We start from the raw sequence: 21,330 nt of genomic DNA on the forward strand, positions 1-21,330 counted from the left end.
TGAACTCAAAAAGTTAGTTCGATCATTGCAAAATATCTCTTAGATAGCATAAATCCTGCAAATTATAGATTTGCGGGATTTTTTGTTTTACCTAACAATCTTCAAAATTTATAAAAACGCTCAATGTTTTTGTGGCACATTGCACTTTGAAAAAAATGCGCCACAAAACTTGATATAAACCGTTGTATATCAACAGGTAAAGCACGTTAACGACTTGATTTTAAGACGCCATAATTCGACATTTATTAATTTAAAATCTTGAATTATGTTAGAAAGCAGTTGTGGGCTCACCTTCTTTTTGAAGACCCCAAGAAAAGAGACCAAGATCAGGACCATCTATCTGCGAATTTATGTGGATGGTATTCCTAAGGAAACATCTACAAAACGCAAATGGGACATGGGTCGGTGGGACCAGAAAGCGGAAAGAGCTACCGGCAATAAAGAAGATGCGAGAACGATCAACTTCTTTTTAGATTCACTGGTTACAAAATTTAATCAGTGTACAAATGAGCTGTTGTATAATCAGCAGACAGTTACCACACAAAAGATCATGGATGCAATGCTTGGGAAAACGATCCCAAGAAATAAAGTACTGGAGGAATTTCAACTGCACAATGATGAAGTACTGGCATTGGTTCCTACTGAATTCGCGATTGGTACGCACGAACGTTACGTCACGGCCAGGGCGCACGTCCAGGAATTTATGCGCTTTAAGTATAATATCGAGGATATTGAATTCAGGGAGCTATCTTACGAGTTTGTAAAAGACTATGAATTTTATCTGAAAGCTGTTCGGAAGTGTAGTAATAATACAACGCTGAAATATATTTCAAATTTTAAAAAGATCGTTCTGAGGGCTATTGATAAAGATATTATTGAAGCTGATCCGTTTAAGCGCTTTAAAGGTACTACACCGTGCAATTTAGAGGCAAACGTGTTTTAAGACCAAAATTGATCAACTTTTTAAATTAATTTATTGCGTATTTTTTTTATAAAATATTGACAGCTAGTAATTTATTTTTTACCTTGCCTATAAACTAAATCAATTATCATGAGTGAAAAAAGACTAAATTCTGCTCAATTTAAAAAATTATTAATTGAGTACAATAGCCAAAATCCAGAAGTTTTGAAAAAAAAAGAATTCGAGCAGTGGTTGGAAGATCATATACTTACTCGACATGATCTGGCAGATAAGCTGTTGACCGAAGTTCAAGAAGAATTGAAGGAACTTTCAAAGGTCTTGCCAAATAAAGGCAAAGATTTGGAGTTGGCTATTAAGAAAATTGAGGATGCTGCCATATACATGACGCATGGTGCCGCCGGGTATAATAAAGCGGCCACCGGCAAATTGGTTCTTCTAAAGAGGTAATATTTACTACGTGCGAAAATTTAAGAGAGCCAAGAGTATTTATATATACTTTGAGGCAGGAGATTGTATTGGATGTAATTTTTTGACAAGAAATTTTTTTACTTGTAATTCCATAGCAATTGATATTCTTTGCAGTTCGGACCAATATAATAGTCTTGAATATTATCAAGAATTATTACCGGATTTCTCAATGAGTTCCATAACAAATCAATTAAGTGCTCTAATTAACGTAGGCGCATTAGTTGCTGAAGGAACTACTGAGGCATCGCTTGACGAGGAATTTGAAGATACCTGGGAATGGCACATATCGTCTGCGGCATTTCATTTTGGAATGAAAGATGGACACTTCATTCCAACCGAAGACGCAATTGCGCTCCAAGAGGCTCGAACAAAATTTGATCCTTCCCCCCAACTATTTTCGACCAATGAAAATTACGCGCAGGTAATCGAATTGCCGCTGCCAAATTTCGACAACAGCATTTTTAAAGTAATGTCTGAAAGGCGTACACACAGAAGCTATAAAGATAAATCTATAACTATTAATGAATTGTCAACCTGCTTATTTTCAGGATTAGGGATAACGGGCTTCTATGAAAATCCCAATATTTGCGACTTGCCGATAAAGTGGACACCTTCAGGAGGAGCAAGAAATCCGTATGAAGCTTATGTTTATTCTTTAAATGTTGACGGCCTTAATGAAGGAATCTTTCATTACTCAGCTTATGAAAATTCACTTGGTACTATTCCTCAGCAGAAAGACTTACCGTCACCTGCCTTGATGTTGGGAAATCAAGATTGGGCGAATAACGCAGCCGCTATCATAATTTTGGTCGCAAATTTTGAAAGGACTATGTGGAAATATCCCGATTGCAATGCCTATAGGGTGGTATTGATTGAAGCGGGCCATATTGGCCAAAATATTTTATTGGCGGCGACCCAACAGGAATTGGTAGCTAATCCAACGAGCGCCCTAAATGATCAGCTGATAGAATCTTTGCTTAAAATCACGAAATTGACTCATTCGGCTGTATTCGCGATTGCGCTGGGACATCCAGATAAAAACAAACCGTCTTAATAATCCAATTGCAAATAAAATATATTGCGCATATCCATTATTTAACTAACGGATGGAAAAATTTCTAAAGAATTCACGTAAATTTGCGGAAGTAATCATTAGAATTATTGCGTTCATTAAAATCGAGAAGTTCATGCAGGAACTTTTCTAAGATATTAGGATTAGGGTCGAAATTTAACTTGTGGCATATTTGTGGCACAGGTTAAGAAAACGTCATAAAAACCGCCTTTAAATGGCTAAATGGAACTTTGTTCGAATCCCTAGCTCTCCGCTTCACAAAAGACTCGCAAGTTGCGAGTCTTTTAGTATGATAATTTTTTGTCGATAGAAAGCCCCGTCATAAATTTGGCGGGGCTTTCTTATTAATATTTTACGCTGTTATCTATATATGGTGCATAGTATCGCTTTAATTATGGCTTGGCTCGTTCTTTTATAGTCTTCGATAGTATAAAATATAGAAATATGGCGGCCTATAATCTCTTATTACTTATGTGGTTTTTCCTTTTCTACAACGCTTATCTCACCACTGGTTTCCAGGTAAACCTGCTTAACATTGGTTAAACTATTAATGTTGGCTTTACTTCGTACATCGCCCATCAGGTCGTTTTTACTGATGAGTCCTAATTTCATATTTTCATCATTTAGCTTTTCGTTTTCAAACAGAACCATGCTTTCTCCGCGCAGCAAACGCGCGAAAGATTCATTATGCAAACTTATCATTGCTAATAAACGATGAAGTAAAACAAGCACCAGACAACAAACTACTGTAGGTACAAAATCTGATGCGCCAACAACTGCACGGCTTAAAATTGCACCTAATATTATAGCGATAGTATTATCAAATGCCGATTTTTTTCCAAATGTCCTGCGGCCCGATATACGAATAAGCACTAACGCTATAATATAAATTACAAAAGCGCGTGCAGACATTTGATAGACATTTAACTCCTTTCCTTCGCCAAATATTTTAATGATCAGTTCTTCCATAATATTTTAGCTAATTGCTGTTTAATGTTTCCACAAAGCCGGGTTATCCCGATAATGTACTATTTGTTCTACCGCTTGTTCTATTTCTTCTTTGGATAATGATTGCCGGCCATCGGCTACATAATTATATAGCTTGCCTGGTATCTCAAAAGTTATAAACCCAAGATAATTAGGATCTAACTGCTTTTTTAAATGCTGCTCCTCTTTTAAAATATCAGATGGAGGATATTCTGCAGCTGTATTTTTATAAAGACTATAAGAATAAGTTAAAATAGGGTGACCATCCATATATACCCGCATTTCCGGGATGGCAATAATTGATAGTTTATTTCCTATTTTAAAATAAAAGGCTGCCATATCGTTTTGTTTATATTTCAAAAGTATCTTTTGCTTTTTTTATAGTTTTTTCCAGGTCAATGCCTTTACCTAAAACCCCTTTAAACAGGTCGCCGGTTTCCTTTAACCGGTCAATAGCGTTAAATATGGTAAAGTTTTTCATTGTTAAACCGGGTTTTACTTCATCCCATAACAAGGGCATAGAAACTGTTGCTCCAACCTTTGGCCTTAACGAATATGGGCCGGCAATGGTGGCTCCGGGCCTATTTTGCAAAAAATCAAGATACATTTTACCTTTACGGTTTGCAACCATTCGCTCTAAACTGGTATAATCAGGTATTTGTTCATGCACCAGTTTTACTATGATCTTAGCAAACATTTGCGACTGGTCATAACTGTACTTAGCTTCTAAAGGAATATAAATATGCATCCCGGTAGAGCCGGATGTTTTTGGATAACATGGTACATCAATAACATCAAGCACTTTTTTAACTTCCCACGAGGCTTCAATTACCTGGTCGAAAGTGTTTTTATCAGGATCAAGGTCTATCACACAATAATCAGGATTATCAGGAGATTGTATACGACTGAACCATGGGTTCATCTCTATACAGCCTAATGATGCCATCCATAACAAATAGGCTTCATCCGAGCCAACCAAATACTCTTTGTGTTCGCCATCGCTGGTAGTGTATGGAAAGGTTTTAGTTACCCAATCGGGCGCTTTGCCCTTAACATCTTTTTGATAAAAGCTTGGCCCGTGTATCCCATTAGGGAAACGATTTAGCGACATTGGCCTATCTTTCAAATAAGGCAGTATATATTCAGCTACGCGATAATAATAATTAAACATATCGCGCTTGGTTACACCATCTTCGGGCCAGTAAACTTTGCTTAGATGGGTAAATTTCAAGTCGTGCCCGCAAATTTCACGCACCTGGGTTTCATCTTTGGGATTAAGCAGCGTTTTACGCTCTTTATCTGTTGGCGGTTTAATTGCACTGTGGGTTTCTGTTGGTGCTTCGTCTGCTTCTTTTACAGTCTCTTCTGCGTCCTTTGGCGTCTCTAACACTACATCTATAGCTTTTTTATCTGTACGCATACCTTTAAATGATGCTTGCCTGAATATCCCATCACTGGTTACTTCAGCAAAGGCTACTTCGCCCACCAGTTCGGGCTTTAACCATGTAGGTTTAGCGCCTAACCTTTGCGGGCGAAACCGTGAAGGTTTATCTACATCAGGTTCAACCTCAAAAGGGCTTTTATCAGTTATCAGCGGCTTAAACTGTGCCATCATTTCTTTTTGCAGCTTATCCGAAAATCCGGTACCCACCTTGCCCACATATTTTAAAGTTCTACCATCATAAACAGCTAATACCAATGCGCTGAATACTTTTGCTGTACCGGCATTTTTGGTAAAGCCTGCTATAATAACTTCCTGACGGCGCTGTACTTTAATTTTTAGCCATTCTTTCGATCGGAGATCAGAAGTATAAACACTGTCGGTTTTTTTAGCGATGATGCCCTCTAACCCTATCTTTTCGGCGGCAGCAAAAAATTCTATACCATTGGCTGCAAATACTTTACTTTGCCGTATACGGTCATCATTGGCGGGAAGTATTTCTTTAAGGATGGCTTGTCTTTCATTTAAGGGCAGCCCCATCAGGTTTTTGCCTTCGTACCATAAAATATCAAAAACGTAATAAACCAAAGTGCCATCGGCTTCGCTGCGCCAATTTTGCAAAGCGCCAAAATCTGACAGCCCTTTATCGTTCAATACCAATATTTCACCATCAATTACAGCATTGATCTGCCAGTTTTTCAGCAGTTTATTTATGGGATAGTATTTATCGAATGGAATATTATTTCGTGATATTAGTTCGGCTCCTTTTTTATCAATAACCGCTATAGCGCGATAACCATCCCATTTTACCTCGTAAATCCAGTCCGGATGATCAAAAGGCGCATCTACCAGTGTGGCCTTCATGGGTTTTATGTTTTTAGGAATGGGTGATTTTGGCGCAGCTTTTATAATCGCCTCAACATCGGGCTCAGGCATATCCATTTGTCCCTCAGCCAGGTTCTCACCCACCACTTCCTCAACCGGTTGTGCCAGGTTTTTTTTTTTATTTTTTTTATCCGCCTGCCCTACATCTTCTTCATGCCCGTGTTGCCAAACCTTCTCGCTGGTTTTCTCCATGGTTTCGATGGTTTTGCCGGATAATACAGATTTATCTCTTTTCGTAATATCTTTCGGACTGGCAAAACCATCATTATGCTTTATCAGCAGCCAGCCGTTTTCGCCCATACCTTGAGTTTTTACCAATGCGTATTCACCTTCCAGTTTTTCGCCATGAAGTTTAATTTTAACCGAGCCGGATTTTAGTTGTTGCAGCAAATGCTTCTCTTGTGCTTGCTTGCCTTTTATATCTTCTATAGGCTCATAGGTACCTTCGTCCCAAACAATTACTGTACCACCCCCATATTCGCCTTGCGGGATAATGCCTTCAAAGTTTCGGTAATCAAACGGGTGATCTTCTACCATCATGGCCAGCCTTTTAACTTTAGGATCTGTAGACGGACCTTTTGGCACGGCCCAGCTTTTTAATACGCCATCCATTTCCAGCCTGAAATCATAATGCAGGCGCGATGCATCATGCTTTTGTATTACAAACATTAAATGATCTTTATCCCTGCTTCTTCCGGCTTTGGGCTCTGCCGTTTTGGTAAAATCCCGCTTCTCTGCATATTTTTCCAGGCTCATGGCAAAATGTATCTATTTTATAAACAATGGAAATACAGAAATAGTTTTATCACATTCCGGTAAGCTTTATATCCGCGGCTTTAATATCCTCCATCAAAACTTCCTGTAATTTTAAACGTGTATCATAAAAGCCATGAGCGTTTACCCAAACGTTTATACCTATTTTATATCCGTCAAATTCCATTGCTGATATGCCGATACGCCTTTCGGGTATTTTAAGGCATTCTTCATGCCCATCAATTGTGCTATTAACCACAGATTTGACCTGCTTAAAATCAACATTATTTGGTACTTTAATTTCAATGTCCAATCGCCTTATTCCTTCACGACTAATATTTATAATTACCTCGTTTGACAATTTACCATTGGGTACAATAACCATCCGGTTATCAAATGTTTTTACCAGGGTGTAAAATATTTGTATAGAGGTTACAGTGCCTTCCAGCCCCTGGGTAATAATGTTATCGCCAACATAAAAAGGCTTTAACAACAAAATTAAAATGCCGCTGGCAAAATTTTGTAATGTACCCGAAAGTGCTAAGCCTACTGCAACACCAAAGGAAGCAACTACTGCAGCAAATATTGTCATGGATATACCAACTACTTGCATTACTCCTAATAACAATAATACACGCAATGCCACACCAAGCAAGCTTAATAAAAATGTTCGTACAGATGAATTAACTTCCTTTTGATGCAATCCGTTATGAAGCCATTTTAATAACAGTTTTATTAACCATAAGCCAACAAACAATATTATTATCCCTGCAACTATCTTAGGCCCTTGTGATATGATCCAGTTATAAGCCTTATCTGATAACATTCCGATACTTGTTGATTTTGATTGGGCCTGCATATTAATTTATTTGAGTTTAGCTAATTTATAAGCGGCAGTTGCGCCTACCCTCTCCAATACCTCAAAATTTTTGCCGGCCTGTTCATTGTAGTTTCTAAAAAAATGTTCTAATTGATTTAATATAGCCTCGGGTACATCGCTAATATCCTTAACTGCTGAGAACAGCTGTGATGCTTCAGGAACCACCAGAAAACGGTCATTGCGTATTGTTTTTTTGTCCCGATCAGTTTGTTGGGCTTTTATGGCGCCAATTATCCTGCAATCTATAACACAACCCGGGAAGGTGGTTATTTCTGATATGACAATAACATCCAGCGGATCGCCATCTCCCCCTTTTGTATCCGGAATAAAACCAAAATCAAAAGGAAATACTAATCCTGCAGGTAATATCTTTTTTAGTTTAAACTGGCCCGTCCGGGGTTCAAAATCAAATTTGTGGCCGCTTCCTTTTGGACTTTCAACAATTATAGTTACCGGTTTCATAGCAACAATAACAGCTGTAATAAATTATGGTTTTTATTATTGGCTATAAACAAAAGGAGGCTGTATCAAAAGTTATTAATAGTAAATAACTTTTGATACAGCCTCTTACATGTAATAACTATTGTATTATTTACCGCCTAAGGAAAATACCCAATCTAATATCTGCTTAGCTTCTTCGGGTTTTAAGCTTGGGTGCGCAGGCATTACCACATCACCCCATACGCCCGAGCCGCCGGTTATTATTTTATTGGTTAGTTTATTAATGTTAGCATCGTTTTTATTATAATGTTTTGCCACGTCCATAAACGACGGCCCAATAGATTTTTCTTCAGCCTTATGGCAGCTTTTACAATCCATAGATAACATTAATGCTTTACCGGCTGCAAAAGGTGCAGATGGATCAGCAACTTCTTCGGTACTGCCCGCAGCAATAAAAACAGTTTTACTTTTATTTGCAGCCAGCTTGCTGTCTTTAACAATTACATAAAGATTATAATTTCCCTTTTTTGTGTAGGTGTAAGTTAAAACAGGTTTGGTTGTTACCTTTTTTATACCATTACCCAAGTTCCAGGTATAGGTCATTTTATCTTTTTCCGGGTCTGTTGCTTTAACCGATAAGGTAACAGTTAAAGGTAGGCTGCCAAATGCCTTATCAGAAGTTACAGCAGCAATTTCCGGAGGACGGTTACCAGTGTTAAAATCAATTCTTGATAAGCCTGCATCCGCGTTTTTTAGAAACCAGCCGTTGCCATACTCCAGTATATATAATTTGCCATCGGGGCCCAGCTCCATATCAATAGGGGCGCTAAACTTGGTTTTATCCATAAATGGTTCCATAGCATCATAATCACCTTCAGGTGTCATGGTAACTACTTTTATCCATCCCCTTATCCATTCATAAATAAATAGCTTATTGTTATAGTATGATGGTAATTTGCCTGTATTTTGATACTGTTCCCCATGATAAACCGGGCCTGCCATAGCTGTGCGGCCGCCGGTACCAACCTGCGGGAATTCTTTTGATGCCGCATATGGATACCATATAAATGCAGGCTGCGCCGGAGGCAATTCTTTTAAACCTGTATTATTTCTTGAATTATTGATAACATGCTGCGGATCAAAAGCGGCACCAACTTTGCCTGTAGCATAGTCATATTCGCGGTAGGGATAATTATTCCCTGAAAAATATGGATAGCCAAAGTTACCTGCTTTTCGTGCCTGGTTAACTTCGTCATAACCACGGGGGCCGTGTGTGGCCAAACTATCATTGTTGGCATCCGGGCCTACCTCGCCCCAGTACAAAAACCCGTTAGTTTTATCAACTGTTATACGGTAAGGGTTACGGTTACCCATTACATAAATTTCGGGACGTGTTTTATCCATTCCTTTAGGGAACAGGTTACCTTCGGGTATAGTGTAGGTACCGTCGGGGTGTATTTGTATGCGCATTATTTTTCCGCGCAGGTCATTGCTATTACCAGATCCTCTGCGGTCGTCGTATTGCTCATGTCCCGGCCTGTCATCCAAAGGCGAGTATGAATAAGTATTAGGCGCCCCCTTTGGTAAATTAGGTTCATCAAAAGGCGTTGTATTATCGCCTTGCGAAACAAATAATATATGGTCTTTACCAAACGCTATAGAACCACCGGTATGGCAGCATATTTCGCGCATGGTTTTTACCTGCAATATTATTTTTTCTGATTTATTATCAACCTTGCCATTAACAAACGTAAAGCGCGACAGGCGGTTAACCGCTGTATCGGCAGGGCTGTAGTAGATGTAAATGAAGTGATTAGTTTTAAAATCAGGATCGGCCTGTAAACCCAATACGCCTTCCTCCGCGTTTACGCTTTTATTATATAAGGTGTGAAAATATGCGTTAAGAAACCCAACTTGTTTAACCTTTTTGGTTAGATGATTATATAGCATAATTTCGCCACGGCGCTGTATAACCAATATATCCAGGTTAGGCAAAATGGTCATTTCGGTAGGCTCAAAGAAAGTATCGCTTACCAGACTGGTTTTTATAAAGCGGTTCTCTTCCGGAACCCGCGGCGTTTTTGCTTTGGCGTAATTTAATGGCGCATTTTTGCCGATAGCATATTTTATACCGCCCAATATATGTTGCAAAAATAATGGCTCGCTGTATGATTCATTTGTATGGCCAAGGCCTGTATAAAACACACGGCCGCCTTCAAAATCATGGTACCAGGCAATTGGGTGGTCGCCCATTTTATAAGGCTCATCCGTTGGTTTATAAGTAAGTGATGATTCATCTAACTTTATCAGCACATGCAGATCCTTTGCTACCGATTTATAATGATAATATTCATCATTTCTCACCCATTTTTCGGGAAGCATGTTAGTAGCTATATTATTCCGGTCAACCACGTTTAAGGTGGCCTGCGGAGTACCTGCATTATGGTGCGAAAAGTAGCCGCCTACCATTCTGCCATACCAATGCCAGTCGTACTCCGCATCAGCAGCGGCATGTATACCCACAAAACCACCGCCGGCTTGTATATATCTTTTCAGATCTATCTGTTGGTAGTTATTTAAGAAATAGCCGGTTGTGCTTACAAAAACAACAGCGGCATACTTCTTTAAATTACTTTCCTCGATTTTAGAAGCATCGGAAGTCGTATCAGCTATAAAACCATTTTCCTGGCCCAATTTTATAATTGCAGGTGCTGCAACTTTAATTGATGCATGCGGGTAACCTGCAGTTTTCTTAAAAACTAATATACGTGGCTGTACCTGTGCTTTAGCAATATTTATGCTTGCAAATAATGCTAATAGTGTAATGTTTAAAAAGCTAAAAAACTTTAATCTCATGTTTATAATGGTTGGTTTTGAATGGCTTACAGAATACAAAGCTAAAGTATTAAAAAGCTAAACAAAACCTCACATTATTAAAAAAAATATCTTACAACTTATTTCCAACCACCTCCAAGCGACCTGTAAAGATTGGCCACAGCGTTTAGCCTGGCTGTTTTTATAGAGGCCAGTTCAAGCTCGCTTTGCAATACATTGCTTTGCGCGGTTATTACTTCTAAATAGTTAGCCATACCATTTTTAAATAGCTGATTGGCGTTTGAAGTTGCTTTTTGCAAGGTGTTTACCCTGTTAGCCGCAATGTCTTGCTCTGATTTTAGTTTATCAATTTTCACTAACGCGTCTGACACCTCACCAACTGCATTCAACACGGTTTGCCTGAATTGTATGACTGTTTTTTCGCGGTCTATTTTAGCTATTTCATAACTGGTTTTTAATTCTTTATGATTTAATAACGGCTGTAAAACACTGCCCGAAACCACACCAAATAATGATGCCGGTATATTGAACCAGTTACTCGCCTTAAACGAATTTACACCACCGCTGGCAGTAATTCGCAGGGCCGGGTACATTTCTGCCTGGTTTATACCTACGTTGGCGTTGGCTATGGTTAATGCCAGCTCACTGCTTTTAACATCGGGCCTGCGGTTTACCAGATCTGCAGGAAGACCTGATGATAAATTATCAGCAAAAGCGACCTCATTTAGTGTTTTATCGCGAATTATTCTTGATGGCAGTTCGCCGGTTAATATGCGCAGGGCGTTTTCTTGTAATATGATGTTTTGCTCAAACTGTGGTATAAGCCCGGCAGCTACTAATTGCTGCGCCTGTGCCTGTTGTACAGCCAGCAAGGTTACCTGCCCGGCATCAAATTGCAGTTTTATAATACGCAGGGTGCTATCGTTCAACTTAACATTATTTTGTGCGGTAAGTAATTGCGCATCCAGCATCAGCAGGTTATAATATCCTTGCGATACACTGGCGACTATATTGGTTTGTATGGCCTTTTTAGCTTCATTAGTTTGCAAATAAGCCGCCAACGCGCTCCTGTTTTGGTTATGGATCTTACCCCATATATCAGCCTCCCATGAAAGGGATAAATTAGCCGAATAATCCTCAATATGCTTTGTGCCGATGCCAAACTGGCTAAGACTTAAACCGTTCAGGCTATTGTCTGACGGGCGGCTTGTGCTTGCGGTAACATTCAAGCCAACAGCGGGTACATAGTTCCATTTTACCTGTTTTACCAATAATTGTGAGGCTTCAATGTTTTTGATAGCTATCTGCATATCGTAATTTTTTACGATGGCGCTGTCTATCAGTTTTTGAAGTTCGGCATCTGTGAAGAAATTCTTCCAGGGGATATCAGCTATGCTGCCGGCATCTTTTGTGGAGTCATTTCTAAAATTAGCAGGTAATTCTGCTATGGGTGTTTTAATGTCTTTGGATACCTTACAGGCGCTTAGCACCAGTATTGTAAACAGTAAAACATATTTATATATCGTGTTCATGATGTTCTGTTTTTAAATTATACCAGTTGTTCTTGTGCAATGGCCGGTATAGCTATGCCATTATTTGTTTCGTTATGATGTTCTTCGTTCTCGTTATTTAGTACTGCTAATGGTACGCCTGTTATTCTTTCCTGCAGATGCTGGAATATTACAAACAGCACCGGGATAATGAACAACCCTAATAACACACCGGATACCATCCCGCCCGCGGCACCAATACTTATAGAGTGATTACCTTGTGCAGACGGGCCTGTAGCTATACTCATCGGGAACAAACCAAATACAAACGCCATGGATGTCATGATGATCGGGCGCAGCCTTAGCTTAGCCGCTTCTATTGCCGCTGCTACCAATGGTAAACCCGCGTTGCGTCGCTGTACGGCAAACTCAACTATCAGGATGGCGTTTTTGGCTAATAGGCCTATCAGCATTATTAAAGCTACCTGTACATAAATGTTATTTTCTATACCGGTAAAGCCCAATACTATAAATACACCCAAAATACCTGTAGGGATTGATAGTATTACCGCCAACGGCAGGATATAGCTTTCGTACTGTGCTGATAATAAGAAATACACAAATATCAAACACAACATAAATACAATGGCTGATTGCCCGCCTGATCCTATTTCCTCGCGAGTTTGACCAGAGAATTCATAGGCAAAGCCTGATGGCAATTGCTCTTGAGCTGTTTCCTGTATGGCCTTTATCGCATCGCCAGAGCTAAAACCGGGTTTTGGAATAGCGTTAACCTCTATAGAGTTAAACAGGTTATAACGTGATGCCGTTTCTGAGCCATAAACACGTGTTAGTTTTACCAGGGTATTAATAGGTACCATTTCGCCGGCTTTGTTTTTAACAAACACACGGTCTATTGATGCGGGATCAGTTCTGTCCGCAACATCTGCCTGAACCACTACCCTATAATATTTACCAAAGCGGTTAAAATCTGATGCCTGCGCGCTGCCGAAATAAGCTTGCATAGTTTGCAATACATCTTTAACACTAACACCTAACTGGTTAGCTTTTTCGTCATCCACCTCTAATTGCAGTTGCGGATAATCGGCTTTAAAAGTTGTGAAAGCGTATGCAATTGCCGGTTTAGCCATCAGCTTACCAATAAAATTATTGGCTACTCCGCTAAATTTATCCAGCTTTCCGCCGGTTTTGTCTTGCAGCACCACATCCAATGCTTCCACATTACTAAAGCCCGGTACAGTTGGGAAACTGAACACAAAGAAAGTACCGCCGGTTAGAGCGGCCAGCTTGCCCCGCATTATATCTTGTATGGCATTAATATCTTTTACCTGCCCCCTGTCTTTATTGGGTTTAAGCAGAACAAAGAATACCGCAGCCGACGGACTATTTGATGAGGTTAATAAATTAAATCCTGATATAGCTGTAACAAATCTTGCCGCCGGTAAGGCCCTAACAGCATCCTCTGCCTGTTTCAATATTTTTGTGGTACCATCCAAAGATGTTCCTGATGGTGTAGAAACCGATACAGCAATAAAGCCCTGATCTTCTGTCGGGATAAAGCCTGAAGGTGTTGTTTTCACCAGGTAAACAGTAGCCAATATTACAACGGCCAATGCACCCATACTTATCCATTTATGATTGATAAGGAACTTCAATCCGCCAACGTAGCGGTTAGTAACCATACTAAAGCTGCTGTTAAACCCGGCAAAGAATTTCTCTTTAAACCCTGTTGGTTTAGCGCCTTCAACCTTACCGGCATGGGTATCCTTTAAAAATAAGGCGGCCAATGCAGGGCTCAAGGTTAACGCGTTAACAGCCGATATTACAATAGCTATAGCCATGGTAAAGGCAAACTGTCTGTAAAACACCCCTGTTGACCCGGTCATGAAACCAACCGGTAAAAACACTGCCGCCATTACTAAGGTGATAGATATAATAGCACCTGTAATTTCGTGCATGGCCTCGGCGGTGGCTGCTTTGGGTGCCAGGTGCTTATGTTCCATCTTGGCGTGTACCGCTTCAACCACCACAATAGCATCATCCACAACAATACCTATGGCTAGCACCAGGGCAAACAGTGTAAGTAAGTTAATAGAGAACCCAAACAGGGTCATGAAGAAGAATGTACCTATAATAGCAACCGGAACCGCTATAGCCGGAATTAACGTCGACCTGAAATCTTGCAGGAATATATATACTACCAAAAACACCAATATAAATGCTTCTACCAGCGTATGCTCAACCTGGTTTATAGATTCGTCGAGAGCGGTTTTGGTTCTGTAAAAGTTATTGTATTTAATACCCGCGGGGAAATCTTTTGATGCTTTTTCCATCAATTTATCTACCGCTATCTGTATCTCGTTAGCGTTCGATCCTGCTAATTGTATTACACCAATTGCAATACCATCGTGCCCGTTTAAGTGGGTTACGCTGGTGTATGAGTAGGCACCCAATTCAACACGTGCCACATCTTTTAAATGCAGTACAGAACCATCTGTGTTTGCACGTATGGCAATGTTTTCATATTCTTCGGGTTTGGTAAGCTTGCCTTTGTATTTTATAACGTATTCAAATACTTCGGTACTGCGTTCGCCAAATTTACCGGGCGCGGCTTCTAAGTTCTTATCTTGTATAGCTGCCATAACTTCGGCAGGGGTAACTTTATAAGCTGCCATCTGGCCGGGGTTAAGCCATACCCGCATGGAATAATCTTTGACACCACCAAATATGGTTGCCGAGCCTACGCCGGGGATACGTTTCAATTCGGGAATAATATTGATCTGTGCATAGTTGGCAACAAATGCCTGGTCGTATTTTTTAGGATCCTCGGTATACATACCAATTGCACCAATCAAGCTGTTTTGTTGTTTGGTAGTGGTTATACCCTGTTGTACCACTTCGGCAGGTAACTGGCTGGTAGCTTGTGCCACCCTGTTCTGCACATTTACCGCGGCCTGATCCGGATTGGTACCCTGTTTAAAGTAAACCGTTATAGCCAATGTACCGTCATTACTGGCGGTCGAACTCATGTAGCTCATGTTTTCAACACCGTTGATGGATTCTTCTAATGATGGGGCAACCGAACGTAAAACAGTTTCGGCATTTGCTCCCGGGTAAACAGCTGCTACCAGTACCGCCGGCGGGGCAATATCAGGGAACTGTTGTAGGGGCAATTTGGTTAGCCCAAGTACACCCAGTATCACCAGCAATATGGAGATAACTGTGGCCAGTACAGGCTTTTTTATAAATATCTTAAACATGACTTTTAAATTTTATGTGGGCAATTAGTTTTTAGCAACCTTATCTGCTGCTTTTTGAGGGGCTATTTTAGTACCTTCCTGTAAGTGATCTACACCACTTAGTACTATCTGATCGCCAACTTTTACACCGTCTTTAACAATATAATCCGTACCATTTTTACCAACAATGGTAATAGGCAGTTTTTTAACTTTATTACTATCAGCAAGGGCGAAAACAAATACTTTATCCTGCATCTCGATAGTAGCCGATTCGGGTACTATTAAAGCGTCATTATGTACCAGGCTTAAACGTATTTTACCGGTATTGCCAGAGCGTAACAGGCCCTGTGCATTAGGGAAGCTGGCCCTAACCGTGATAGCGCCGGTGTTTTTATCAAACTGACCGTCTATCATATCTATCTTACCTTTAACAGCATATTCGCTGTTATCAGCTAATAATAGGGCTACTGATGGCAGGTGTTTTAGTTTATCCTTTAGCGTTTCACCGGCATATTGCTCTTTAAAGCTTACAAAGTCTTTTTCGCCTAATGAGAAATAAACGTGTACATCGTGTACGTCTGATAGTTGTGTAAGGGCCTCAACATCCTGCGGTGAAACCAGGCTGCCTTGTTTCTTTAACAGGCGGCCAATATAACCGCTAACAGGTGCTTTAATTAAGGTATAACCCAAATTGATTTGCGCGGTTGATACATTTGCCTTTGCCGATTCAATATTAGCTTTGGCTATTTGATAAGTGGCCTTCGCTGTTTTAAGCTGATAATCAGAAACAACCTTGTTTTCTACAAGGGGAGTTAATTTGTCAATTTCCAATTGCGCGTTGCCCTGGGCCGCTTCGGCCGCATGTAAACTGGCTAAAGCATTGTTTAAAGCTGCGCGATAAGGCTGATCGTTTATTTTAAATATTGGCTGACCCGCGCTAACTAAAGCGCCTTCGTCAACAAATACCTTATCTAATGATCCGCTTACCTGCGGGCGTATCTCTACATTAACCGTTCCTTCTATTGATGCAGGGTATTCCTGGAAAGTAGTTACCGATGCCGTATGTATTGCTGCTACCGGCAAGGTTGGCGGCGGCGGGGCCGTAACAGCAGCGGGGCTTGATGAACAGCTATATAAAAAGACTGAAAGTAATGCTAACGCGATTGATATAACACTATTAATTTTTTTAACAGTGTTAAATGAGTAAGGAAGTGATGGAGTTGTCATGATGTATTAATTTAATAGTAGATGTTTAAAATTTAGTTAATTTAACAGTGTTAGATATTTTAACAATGTTATTTTTGTTGTAAAAAAATTTATCCTTTTAAGGACTTCGTTATCCGGTTATTGAGCGGATGATACCGCTGATAGCGGTCTTTAAAACTTCGTGGTTTGTTTCGGCACTACTACCGCGATTAACCATATTGATAGAGATCAACCCATGTATAACCGACCAAAAAGTATAATACTTTATACAAACCTCATCTTCGGTTGGTACGTGTGGTGCCATTATCGGTGTCATCAGTTCAACCATTACGTCCCATATCAGGTCCATAGGTATTTCCGACTCGGGCATTTTCTTCGCCATCTCGCAACAAGTGGTTTCAACGCCGTACATTACCTGGTACAGTTCTTTTTCGGCAAAGGCAAAGTTCCAGTAAGCCAGCCACATGGCTTCCAGCTGTTTGGCCGGTAAGCGGTGTTTGCTTTTAGCAGTCTCAAGGTCTTTAGCTAATAACAAAAAGCCCTTGCGGGTTAATTCTAATAATATAGCTCCTTTGTTCGAGTAGTATTCGTAAATAATAGGCGCGGTATATTCTATCTCGTCTGCTATTTTACGCATGCTCAAGGCATCCCATCCCCCCTCTTTAACGATCTTCAAAGAAGCATCCAGTATGTTGCACCTGGTTTCTTCTTTTAAACGTAATATCCTGTCTTTACTTGCCATGTTGTTACGCCCATTAATTAATTTAACAGCGTTAAGCAAAGGTATATCGGCTTTTTAATTTTATTGCCACGCTTTTGTCATTAATTTAACAGTGTTAGATTTTTTAATTGGTGAATTATTGGGTGAGTTTTATACTTGAAATATGTCATTTCGAAACAAAGTGAGAAATCTTATACAAGCGAAAAGTAGCATGCTGTATAAGATTTCTCCTCGTACCTCGTTCGAAATGACAACGTGTTTTGGGCGTTCCCTGCGGGCCGGGCTGTTCATTCATACGCGCACAAGGCGTTAGGCTCTTGGCCGGTATCCATTTCCATCCCTAACGCGGCCCCATCCCACCACGTCATCGCGAACGAGGTACGAGTGTGGCGATCACTACACGATAGGTACACGTGCTACCTGGCGCGCAGAGATAGCTACGCTTCGCTCGCTATGACGTGTCGGGATTATTGCGCGCCGGCCTTTTTTGTGTATTGTCACCAACAAATGAGCGGTAGGGTCATTAACTATCCTCTCCACGTGGCATTGCGAGGAACGAAGCAATCTCTACGTAGGATATTCAATGTGCGTAATGTACCTATCATAAGCGGGGACGCTTGCGGTAGATGGGGATTGATCACAAATTCAAGATAAAATATATCAACTAGCATTAACTACTTAATTAACAAATACTTTTATATTTGATGACAAACCAATTGTTGTTACTTAATTGATGCAAATGACTTTATTTAATATTGAAGAAGAAGAGAAAGTTGGTCAAGAAACCGAAGAAGATTTACATTTAGGGGAAAAGCAGAAGTTTGGTGAAGCTGTTCTTTGGGCAACTGATTGGACAACAGAAACCATAATTTCACAACTAAAAAAAGGGAACATTGAACTTTCCCCCAGTTTTCAAAGACGAGATGCTTGGGGTCCAGACAGAAAAAGTAGATTTATTGAATCGCTTATTCTTGGATTACCGATTCCCCAAATTATTCTTGCAGAACGGAAAGACAAAAAGGGGTCTTATTTAGTAATTGATGGTAAACAACGATTATTGAGTATAAGGCAATTTTGTGCCGATAAAGATGGAGACACATTTGACCCTTTGATTTTAAGTTCAATAGAAATAGTTCCTGGAATAAACGGGAAGACCCATGCCCAAATAGTTAGCAACGCATCCTTAACTACGTTAATAACTGCCTTTGAAAACCAATCAATTAGAACAGTTATTATTAAAAACTGGCCTAATCAAGAATTTTTATATACTGTGTTTTTGCGATTAAACGGTGGAAGCCTGCCGCTTTCACCGCAAGAGTTAAGACAAGCCTTAAATCCAGGGAAGTTTATAGATTTTGCTGACGAACTGTCAATTAGTAGTATAGGTATTAAAAAAGTCTTAAGAATTGAAAAAGCAGATTATCGAATGCGTGATACGGAAATTATTGTACGCTATTTTGCCTTTATCAACTTTATGAATAAATACAATGGAAATTTAAAAGATTTTCTAGATAAGGCTTGCGAGAAATTGAATAAAGACTGGGATAAAAGCAGTAAAGAAATTATACACCAAGCCGAACAACTTGAGTTGGCAATTAGTTGCACTTTTGCGATTTTTGGAGACCGTGACGGATTTAGCAAATATTCTAAAGGTACTTTTACAGGATTGTTTAATAGGCCCATTTTTGATATCATGACTTATTACTTCTCTGACCCTATTATTAGAGAAAGCGCCCTAAACCATTCAGCTGTGGTAAAACAAGCTTTTATAGACATATCGAACAACAACCCTGACTTTTTAAGAAGCTTGGAAACATCTACAAAAAATACAGAGAATACCGCTAAACGATTTAGCACATGGGGTGAGCAACTCAAAGCGGTGTTAGGTTTGTCGTTTCCAATTCCACAAAGAGCAATAGTGGGCATTGAAATTAAATAATGGGTTATACAAGGCGATTTCAACAATTAAAAAACAGACTTGCGGAACTTGAAAGTCACTTTTTACCACCTATTAAAGTTAGTGGAAACTATACAAAAAAGGAACTAGATAATACCCGGGCTTTTTGCGTTCTTACACACGCCGAAATTGAAGCTTTTTTTGAAGATGTGGCTATATTTAAAACCGATACAGCTATAAAATCTTGGGTTAACAGTGGTAAGAAAAAAATTAACTTAATAGTTTTCCACCTAGCGACCTATTGCGACAAAGCACCAGCAACTAAGTCTGTGACGCCAATTAATCTAGTACATATTTCCCATAGCAACTATCAGCGCTCAATCAGAAGTAACAATGGAATTAAACAAAACAATCTAGACTTGTTGTTTGGTAAAATTGGCTACGAAGTAGATACAACTCTCGCATCTACATTGGACTCCTTTGGAGTCCAACGCGGAGAGATTGCGCATACCTCAATTAAGACGCATCAGCCACTAGATCCACAATCTGAAAAAAATAGAATTACGCTAATTATAACCGGTTTGCAGGCTTTTGTTACGGACTTTGCGCTCTATCATTAAAACGTAGAGATTGCTTCGTTCCTCGCAATGACATGGTGGAGAAAAATGATAGCCCTAATCTCTAACCCATTCGATTATTTCAAACTGTTTCATTCTTGTTGCGAGCGATACCCACCGCTCACTTTGTTGGTGACAACACAAAAAAAAGGCGGGCGCGCAAATCAAATCCAGATTTTGGCAGCAGGCTGTCAGACGAAAAGCTTCGGGCGAAAACAGGTAAAACAAGTTGGACTGTGCGGCGGCAAGGGCATTGGTAATTTTGCCTGAAGCGGTGGCCCGGCGCGACAACAGGCGGCAAAAGGACCGGGCCCTCGGTTTTACCTGTTTTGCAGCGCAAAGGCCCGTGCGGCAAGAAGCCTCTCGTTTGACTTGATTTTTTTGTTACTTTTTTCATCAAGGAAAAAAGTAATGGGCCTTAGCGGCCAAGAGCGCTACGACGCGTTCTAAAAAATATTATAGAACATAAAGCTATTTAATTAAAAACAGCATATTTGATGCATGACGGTAAGCATATTAGGCTGCGGATGGTACGGATTGGAACTGGCTAAAGCGCTGGTAAAAAAGGGAATTACCGTTAAGGGTTCTACAACGTCACCCGATAAATTAGCCTTACTTGCCGAAGCTAAGATCGAACCTTACCTTATTGATCTTCCTATTGACAACGAAACCATTGACCCCACTTTTTTTAATTGTGATGTACTCTGGATCAGCATCCCGCCAAAAGCAAGGGCCGGCAATGGCGAAGAATATCTGATTAAAATCAGGCGCTTAATAACACCTATAATAGCGCATAAAATTAAACAAGTGGTACTCATAAGCTCAACAAGTGTTTATGGCGACACAAATAGTGAAGTTAATGAGTTGAACGAACCCAAGCCCGATAATGAATCAGGCAAAATAATACTGCAGGCCGAAAATCTTTTAAAAGAGCAACCTGCTTTTACCACAACCATCATCCGCTTCGCGGGCTTAATTGGCCCGGGCCGTGATCCGGGCAGATTCTTCGCGGGAAAAACTAATATCCCTAATGGTGATGCGCCGGTTAACCTGATACATTTAACAGACTGTATTGGCATAAGCGAAGCTATATTAACTCAACAAGCTTTTGGTTATACTTATAATGCCTGCTCGCCAAACCACCCTATCCGGTCTGAATTTTATGCGAATGCAGCAAAGCGATCAAGACTGGAAGCACCGCATTTTATAACCGAAAGAAAAAGCTGGAAAATAATTTCCAGCCTGAATATTGGTGCGATATTAAAGTACGATTACCAGATTGCTATAACATAGTGATTGGAGAGCTAATGGACTAAAAACCAAGGGTAAACCCAATACAGGATTAACAACAAAAAGTGTAACAATACACTGTTTCAGGCAAAAAAAAGTGTTTCACATCATGTGTTTCACCCCAAATTTGCAAAAATAGCAAAAGTAGCATAAATTACTTATTAT

Annotated in this window: 17 protein-coding genes; 6 read left to right on the forward strand and 11 right to left on the reverse strand. The window is 40.0% G+C overall.

Annotation, left to right across the window (positions count from 1 at the left end; genetic code table 11):
* The first annotated feature begins 298 nt into the window (after window positions 1–298).
* The 3 genes from JWR23_RS01575 (at window position 299) to JWR23_RS01585 (ending at window position 2,444) form a co-directional block, all read left to right on the forward strand.
* Window positions 299–943, forward strand: coding sequence for a phage integrase SAM-like domain and Arm DNA-binding domain-containing protein (locus tag JWR23_RS01575; protein WP_299512058.1), 645 nt, complete (start codon window positions 299–301; stop codon window positions 941–943).
* Between the two features lie 108 nt (window positions 944–1,051).
* Window positions 1,052–1,369 (forward strand): hypothetical protein, encoded by a 318-nt coding sequence (locus tag JWR23_RS01580; RefSeq protein ID WP_299512061.1) that lies wholly within the window; start codon window positions 1,052–1,054, stop codon window positions 1,367–1,369.
* Window positions 1,370–1,559: 190 nt separating this feature from the next.
* On the forward strand, window positions 1,560–2,444 hold the full coding sequence (locus JWR23_RS01585; RefSeq protein ID WP_299512064.1) for a SagB/ThcOx family dehydrogenase: 885 nt from the start codon (window positions 1,560–1,562) through the stop codon (window positions 2,442–2,444).
* Window positions 2,445–2,927: 483 nt separating this feature from the next.
* Here JWR23_RS01585 and JWR23_RS01590 read toward each other — a convergent pair whose 3' ends face one another.
* The 10 genes from JWR23_RS01590 to JWR23_RS01635 form a co-directional block, all read right to left on the reverse strand.
* Complete coding sequence (locus JWR23_RS01590; RefSeq protein ID WP_299512069.1) at window positions 2,928–3,431, reverse strand: DUF421 domain-containing protein; 504 nt, start codon at window positions 3,429–3,431, stop codon at window positions 2,928–2,930.
* 21 nt (window positions 3,432–3,452) lie between these two features.
* Window positions 3,453–3,788, reverse strand: coding sequence for a hypothetical protein (locus JWR23_RS01595; protein WP_299512074.1), 336 nt, complete (start codon window positions 3,786–3,788; stop codon window positions 3,453–3,455).
* A gap of 10 nt (window positions 3,789–3,798) precedes the next feature.
* Window positions 3,799–6,531, reverse strand: coding sequence for a DNA ligase D (ligD, locus tag JWR23_RS01600; RefSeq protein WP_299512078.1), 2,733 nt, complete (start codon window positions 6,529–6,531; stop codon window positions 3,799–3,801).
* Between the two features lie 49 nt (window positions 6,532–6,580).
* On the reverse strand, window positions 6,581–7,387 hold the full coding sequence (locus JWR23_RS01605) for a mechanosensitive ion channel domain-containing protein (RefSeq protein ID WP_299512081.1): 807 nt from the start codon (window positions 7,385–7,387) through the stop codon (window positions 6,581–6,583).
* A 6-nt stretch (window positions 7,388–7,393) separates the two neighbouring features.
* The gene (locus JWR23_RS01610; protein ID WP_299512084.1) at window positions 7,394–7,870 is read right to left on the reverse strand and encodes an inorganic diphosphatase; all 477 of its coding nucleotides are present in this window, start codon (window positions 7,868–7,870) and stop codon (window positions 7,394–7,396) included.
* 126 nt (window positions 7,871–7,996) lie between these two features.
* Entirely contained in the window at window positions 7,997–10,705 is a 2,709-nt protein-coding gene (locus JWR23_RS01615) for a ThuA domain-containing protein (protein ID WP_299512087.1), read from the reverse strand.
* A 98-nt stretch (window positions 10,706–10,803) separates the two neighbouring features.
* The gene (locus JWR23_RS01620) at window positions 10,804–12,216 is read right to left on the reverse strand and encodes an efflux transporter outer membrane subunit (RefSeq protein WP_299512090.1); all 1,413 of its coding nucleotides are present in this window, start codon (window positions 12,214–12,216) and stop codon (window positions 10,804–10,806) included.
* 17 nt (window positions 12,217–12,233) lie between these two features.
* Window positions 12,234–15,455, reverse strand: coding sequence for an efflux RND transporter permease subunit (locus tag JWR23_RS01625; RefSeq protein ID WP_299512092.1), 3,222 nt, complete (start codon window positions 15,453–15,455; stop codon window positions 12,234–12,236).
* A 24-nt stretch (window positions 15,456–15,479) separates the two neighbouring features.
* Window positions 15,480–16,661 carry an efflux RND transporter periplasmic adaptor subunit gene (locus tag JWR23_RS01630; RefSeq protein ID WP_299512094.1) on the reverse strand — a complete coding sequence of 394 codons (1,182 nt, stop codon included), beginning with the start codon at window positions 16,659–16,661 and terminating at the stop codon, window positions 15,480–15,482.
* 109 nt (window positions 16,662–16,770) lie between these two features.
* Window positions 16,771–17,382: a TetR/AcrR family transcriptional regulator gene (locus JWR23_RS01635; protein WP_299512095.1), complete on the reverse strand. Its 612-nt coding sequence runs from the start codon at window positions 17,380–17,382 to the stop codon at window positions 16,771–16,773.
* A gap of 718 nt (window positions 17,383–18,100) precedes the next feature.
* Between JWR23_RS01635 and JWR23_RS01640 the strand changes: the two genes are divergently transcribed.
* Together JWR23_RS01640 and JWR23_RS01645 are read left to right on the forward strand one after the other, a co-directional pair.
* Window positions 18,101–19,300, forward strand: coding sequence for a DUF262 domain-containing protein (locus JWR23_RS01640; protein WP_299512098.1), 1,200 nt, complete (start codon window positions 18,101–18,103; stop codon window positions 19,298–19,300).
* Window positions 19,300–19,878 carry a HEPN domain-containing protein gene (locus JWR23_RS01645; RefSeq protein ID WP_299512100.1) on the forward strand — a complete coding sequence of 193 codons (579 nt, stop codon included), beginning with the start codon at window positions 19,300–19,302 and terminating at the stop codon, window positions 19,876–19,878. The genes JWR23_RS01640 and JWR23_RS01645 overlap by 1 nt, the downstream gene beginning before the upstream one ends.
* A 118-nt stretch (window positions 19,879–19,996) precedes the next feature.
* On the opposite strand, the gene JWR23_RS01650 is transcribed toward JWR23_RS01645, so the two are convergent.
* Complete coding sequence (locus tag JWR23_RS01650) at window positions 19,997–20,272, reverse strand: hypothetical protein (RefSeq protein WP_299512102.1); 276 nt, start codon at window positions 20,270–20,272, stop codon at window positions 19,997–19,999.
* Between the two features lie 104 nt (window positions 20,273–20,376).
* Between JWR23_RS01650 and JWR23_RS01655 the strand changes: the two genes are divergently transcribed.
* Window positions 20,377–21,168 carry an SDR family oxidoreductase gene (locus JWR23_RS01655; RefSeq protein ID WP_299512104.1) on the forward strand — a complete coding sequence of 264 codons (792 nt, stop codon included), beginning with the start codon at window positions 20,377–20,379 and terminating at the stop codon, window positions 21,166–21,168.
* Window positions 21,169–21,330: the final 162 nt, after the last annotated feature.

Source organism: Mucilaginibacter sp., assembly GCF_028288205.1.
Taxonomy (GTDB): Bacteria; Bacteroidota; Bacteroidia; order Sphingobacteriales; family Sphingobacteriaceae; genus Mucilaginibacter.